Raw genomic sequence first — 4541 nt, 5'->3', positions numbered from 1 at the left:
GGCGGTGCAACTCGTCGCCGATGCGGTGATCCGGGCCCGATCGGAAATCCGAGACCCGCGCCGGCCGATCGGCTCATTCGTCTTTCTCGGGCCCACCGGTGTCGGCAAGACCGAACTGGCGAAGACGCTGGCGGCCGCCCTGTTCGACAGCGAGGACAACATGGTGCGCCTGGACATGAGCGAATACCAGGAACGGCATACCGTGAGCCGCTTGGTTGGTGCGCCACCGGGCTATGTCGGATACGACGAGGGCGGGCAGCTCACCGAGGCGGTGCGGCGCAAGCCCTACTCGGTCGTGCTTTTCGATGAGATCGAGAAGGCGCACGCCGACGTTTTCAACGCGCTTTTGCAGGTACTTGACGACGGGCGGCTCACCGACGCGCAGGGACGCCAGGTTGACTTCCGCAACACGGTCGTGATCATGACGTCCAATATCGGCTCGCACTATCTGCTCGACGGGGTAACCGCCGATGGCGAGATCAAGCCTGACGCCCGCGACCAGGTGATGGCCGAACTGCGTGCGCACTTTCGGCCCGAGTTTCTCAACCGGGTTGACGACATTGTGTTGTTCACCCCGTTGGCACTGTCCCAGATCGAACACATCGTTGAGCTACAGCTGCAGGAGCTGCGAGACCGCTTGGCGCAGAGGCAGATCGAGTTGGAGATCACACCGGAAGCTCGTCGGCTGATCGCCGAACGTGGCTTCGACCCGGTGTACGGCGCACGGCCGCTGCGTCGCTATATCGCCCACGAGGTCGAGACCAAGATTGGTCGTGCGTTGATGCGCGGCGACATCGCCGCGGGCGGCAAGGTCCGGGCCAGGGTCGACGGCGGCGAACTCGCGGTGACTTACACCGAGAGCGCCGCTGCGGCGTAGAGGCGGGCAGGTCATGAAGAGCACCACGATGGTGTGCCCGAATTGCGGAAAACGCAACCGCGTGCCGGCGGCTGCCGACGGTAAACCGCGCTGCGCCAATTGTCATCACTGGCTGCCGTGGGTAGTCGATGCGGGCGACCTCGATTTCGCTGAGATCGTTGAAAAGTCCACGGTTCCAGTACTGGTCGATTTGTGGGCGACGTGGTGCGGGCCGTGCCGGATGGTCAGCCCGGCGCTGGAACGGCTGGCCCGCGAGCGCGCCGGCCGCCTCAAACTTGTGAAGGTGGACGTGGACTCGGCACCGGCGATCTCGCAGCGCTTCAGCGTACAAGCGGTTCCGACCCTACTGCTCATCGACCACGGTCAGCTGTTGGCGCGTCAGTCGGGCGCCGCACCCGTTGCCGCACTGCGTGATTGGCTCGACCAGGCGGTGCCAACGACAACCAAGGAGGCGCGATCATGACATCGATATCCGTCGACCCCGACCTGGCGGCCATCCGCCGTGTCACGCCCAGAACCCCCGAAGGCTGCGAGGAATGTTTACGTCTGCATACGCCGTGGCTCCATCTGCGCCTATGCCTGTCCTGCGGCCACGTCGGCTGTTGCGACTCGTCTCCGATGCGCCACGCACGCAAACACGCCCACACGGTGGGGCACCCCATTGTCCGATCGTTCGAGCCCGGTGAATCGTGGCGTTGGTGTTATGTTCACGAAATCTACGTCTGAGGTGGCTGATGTCTGACGTCACGTCCGTTGAGTCGTCGGTCGCGGGCACCCAGGAGTGGCAGGAGACACCGGACCTGTTCGGTGCGTACCCCCGATTGACCGAGGACCAGATCGCGACACTGCGTCCCGGAGGCACCACGCGGCCGGTCGCGGTTGACGAAATCCTGATTCGCGAGGGGATGCGATCCGACGAGTTGTTTTTGATCTTGTCGGGCAAAGTCGCAATCGTCACCGATGACGAGTCCGGCGAGACGCGGGTGCTGCGTGTGCACGGACCCGGTCGGTTCCTGGGGGAGCTCGGTGATCTGGAAGGCCAGCCGGCGTTCTACACCGCAATCGTCGTGGTCGAGGGCGAGGTGTTAGCGGTGCCCACCAGCCGCGTGCGTGCTCTAGTCGCCCACGACCAGATTCTGAGCGACCTGGTTTTGCGCGCATATCTGGTGCGCCGTTCTCTGTTGATCGGGCAGAGCGTCGGGTTCCGGATTATCGGGTCGTGCTTCTCGCCCGACTCTGCCCGTTTACGAGAGTTCGCCACCCGCAACCGATTACCGCACAGATGGTTGGATCTGGAAAGTGACCGTAACGCTGAACGGCTGCTTCGTCATTTTGGGATTTCGCCCGAGCAAACGCCGGTGGTGATCTGGGGGACCAAGGTGCTGCGCAATCCCAGCAATGTCGAGCTCGCTCGGGTGGTCGGCCTCACCGTGCCGGACATCATCAGCGACGAATGCGACCTGATCGTGGTGGGCGCCGGTCCGGCCGGTCTGGGCGCTGCGGTGTACGGCGCTTCGGACGGCTTGCGGACTGCAGCGATAGAGCGAATCGCCGTTGGCGGCCAGGCCGGGACGACGTCGCGCATTGAGAACTACCTGGGTTTCCCGGCCGGAATCTCGGGGTCGGACCTTGCCGAACGGGCATTCCTGCAGGCCGATAAGTTCGGCGCCCGGGTTTCGGTGTCCGCGGAGGCTATCCGGCTGGAATCCGACGGTGGACAGCTCCAGATCGCGTTCGCCGACGATACGGTGGCTGTCGGCCGCTCCGCGGTGCTGGCCACCGGAGCACGTTATCGCCGCCTAGCCGTACCGGGGATCGATGCATTCCACGGCGACGGCGTGTATTACGCCGCTACTTATCAGGAAGCGCTGCTGTGTGGTGACGGTCCGGTCGTTATCGTCGGAGCCGGTAACTCCGCCGGGCAGGCGGCCGTGTTCCTGGCGAGTCGCGTGTCGCGGGTACATCTGCTGGTGCGGGGGGACGACCTCGGTAAGAGCATGTCACGTTACCTTGTCGACCGGATAGTCCAGCAGCCGCGAGTGACGGTCCGTCTCAACACCGAAGTCCGCGAAGTCCACGGCGACGGAGCGTTGAAAAGCGTTGTGGCCGAAAATAATCAGACCGGCGAGAGGCAGGCTATCAAGGCGCGCGCCTTATTCGTGTTCATCGGAGCGGACCCGAACACCGGATGGTTGACCGGCACGGTCGCGCTCGACGACCACGGTTTCATCGAAACCGGGCAGGCCGCAGCGAATCACGTTGGTGGCGCTGACGAGTTGACCACGGTCCGCCGCCCGGTCTTCTTGGAGACCAGCGTGCTCGGTGTCTTCGCCGCCGGAGACGTGCGCAGCGGGTCGGTGAAGCGAGTGGCATCCGCGGTCGGCGAGGGAGCCATGTCGATCCGGCAGGTCAACAACTACCTCATGACCTGACCTTCCAATTCAGCGTCAGTTCAATCGAACCGGTGGCTATCTTCGGTCGAATCGGTTCCACCGAGCACGCCGAGTACCCGGGTAGCCAAGTGGAGGTTGAGGCGAGTATCGACATCCTGCAGATCACGGTCGGTGATGTCGCGGATCCGCGCCAACCGATAGCGCAGGGTGCTGCGATGAATCTGCAGCGATTTTGCCGTCAGATCGTAGTTTCCGCCGCAATCGAGGTAGTGCGCGAGGGTCTTGACCAGCTCGGCACCTTTGGTGCGATCGTAGTCGAGTAACGCACCCAGCCATTCCTGCACGAAAGTGCGGACCTCGGGCCGCCCTTCGCCCGAATCCAGGATGCGGTACACGCCAAGGTCTTCGAACCGTCGGCTGCCATACGGTGTGGGGGAGGCTTGCTTGATCTTCAATGCGCGCTGCGCCTCTGAGAGGGACCGTGGAAGTGCGGAGGGAGCGTCAACCAGGGAGCCGAGCCCGATCGAACCGCGTTTGGAGCCCACGTCGGCCGAGATGGCGCGGTGGAGATCAGTGTGGTCCAGCTCTCCGGCGCTGACCAGGATCGTGGTCCCGCGGCGGCAAGTGACCAGGCAATCCCGTCCTATGCGGTTGGCCCAATGCGCCGCTGCCTTGTCAACAAGATCGGAATCGGTGTTCTCCCAACGCAGTACAGCCACACAGTGGGGACACCGTAAGTTGTGCTGCAGGGCCTCGGCCCGCAGGTAAGCACTCTCGTTATCGGTGCCGGTCAACAAATCCTCGATCAGGTCACGGCGGCGGCGGAGCTCAGCCTGTGCCAACTCCCTGCGGTGGGACAGCTCGAGCGCGAGCACGGTGGCTGCGTAGTCGAGTGTGAAGCTGTCCAGGGTGCCGGCGCGCCCGTCCGGGTCGAACAACAGCAGCACCCCGAGCACGTCGCCACGTGATCGAACCACACTGAATAGCCGGCCACCGTCGCGTGCCGGTTGGGCGCTGGCCGCGGCGCTGCGAAGCACCTCTTCACGGTTCGCGCCTCCTATACAGCAGTAGTCCGCCGGCTCCGTAGTGCCGGCCCACGCCCTGAGGTTGCCGAACACGTCCTCGACGCCGACTGCCAGCGAGGTGAGTTCATGCAGCTTAGTGGCGATCCCCGCTTCACCGGCTCCGGCGGCCGACAGGGCGATCAGTGCCTCGTGTATCTGTTCGTGTCGCTTAAGGTCGCTCACCACGCGAGCCAGGTGTTCGATCGT

General features: G+C 64.1%; 5 protein-coding genes. 4 read left to right on the top strand and 1 reads right to left on the bottom strand.

The annotated features are described in order from the left end of the window. From VN856_RS22105 to VN856_RS22090, 4 genes are all read left to right on the top strand, one after another. Positions 1–877, top strand: an 877-nt coding sequence (locus tag VN856_RS22105) for an AAA family ATPase (RefSeq protein ID WP_325692970.1), incomplete at its 5' end; no start/stop codon positions are given. Between the two features lie 13 nt (positions 878–890). Then, on the top strand, positions 891–1340 hold the full coding sequence (gene trxA / locus VN856_RS22100) for a thioredoxin (protein ID WP_325692968.1): 450 nt from the start codon (positions 891–893) through the stop codon (positions 1338–1340). Then, positions 1337–1603: a UBP-type zinc finger domain-containing protein gene (locus tag VN856_RS22095; protein WP_325692967.1), complete on the top strand. Its 267-nt coding sequence runs from the start codon at positions 1337–1339 to the stop codon at positions 1601–1603. The genes trxA and VN856_RS22095 overlap by 4 nt, the downstream gene beginning before the upstream one ends. Positions 1604–1611: 8 nt before the next feature. Next, a complete protein-coding gene (locus tag VN856_RS22090; RefSeq protein ID WP_325692966.1) occupies positions 1612–3309 on the top strand; it encodes an FAD-dependent oxidoreductase in 1698 nt (565 codons plus the stop codon). A 20-nt stretch (positions 3310–3329) separates the two neighbouring features. Here the strand turns inward: VN856_RS22090 and VN856_RS22085 are convergent. Next, on the bottom strand, positions 3330–4541 hold a 1212-nt coding region (locus VN856_RS22085; RefSeq protein ID WP_325692964.1), incomplete at its 5' end, for a PucR family transcriptional regulator.

It is taken from the genome of Mycobacterium sp. (genome assembly GCF_035603715.1).
GTDB lineage: Bacteria > Actinomycetota > Actinomycetes > Mycobacteriales > Mycobacteriaceae > Mycobacterium.
Note: the sequence above shows the minus strand (reverse complement) of the source record. Positions and strands in the feature narration are given on the sequence as shown.

Coding starts and splice junctions, on each gene's coding strand:
- trxA (WP_325692968.1), top strand. CDS start 891: ATGAAGAGCACCACGATGGTGTGCCCGAATTGCGGAAAACGCAACCGC.
- VN856_RS22095 (WP_325692967.1), top strand. CDS start 1,337: ATGACATCGATATCCGTCGACCCCGACCTGGCGGCCATCCGCCGTGTC.
- VN856_RS22090 (WP_325692966.1), top strand. CDS start 1,612: ATGTCTGACGTCACGTCCGTTGAGTCGTCGGTCGCGGGCACCCAGGAG.